This window comes from Mesorhizobium silamurunense (assembly GCF_014843825.1).
Taxonomy (GTDB): domain Bacteria; phylum Pseudomonadota; class Alphaproteobacteria; order Rhizobiales; family Rhizobiaceae; genus Mesorhizobium; species Mesorhizobium silamurunense.
In genome coordinates this window covers 1-512 of the sequence record NZ_JHQR01000226.1, presented here as the reverse complement: position 1 = coordinate 512, position 512 = coordinate 1, and the positions used below count along the sequence as shown (strand labels likewise).

Genomic DNA, 512 nt, shown 5'->3' with positions numbered 1-512 from the left:
GCCGCGTGCCGGTCTGACCGAGGAAATGCCGCACGATGCGCTGCGCGCTCGCCGCATCCGGCACGCCGACTATTGCGGTGGCGCTTGCGCCCGCGACCGGATCGAGCCGCAGCGCCACGCGGGTGACGATGCCGAGCGTGCCCTCCGCGCCGATGAACAGATGCTTCAGGTCATAGCCGGCGCTGGTCTTCAGCACCCGGGTGAGGTCGGAAAAGATGCGCCCGTCCGGCAGCACGGCTTCCAGGCCGAGCACGCGGTGGCGCATCGTGCCGTTGCGAAAGGCCATGATGCCGCCGGCATTGGTGGAAACCATGCCGCCGATGGTGGCGCTGCCGCGCGCGGCAAGGTCGATGCCCGGGTCGAGCCCATGCACCGCCGCCGCTTCTTGCAGGAGCCCAAGCGTCGCACCCGCCTGGACGATCGCCACGCGCGCGAACGGGTCGATCTCCTCGATTTTGTTGAGAGCGCCGAGGTCGCAGATCACCTGGCCCGCAACCGTCGCCGCCCCGCCC

Annotated in this window: 1 protein-coding gene; it reads right to left on the bottom strand. The window is 70.3% G+C overall.

Annotated elements, in window-relative coordinates; all coding sequences use genetic code 11:
* Nucleotides 1-512, bottom strand: a 512-nt coding sequence (locus DH10_RS24905; RefSeq protein ID WP_192385475.1) for an FAD-binding oxidoreductase, incomplete at both ends; no start/stop codon positions are given.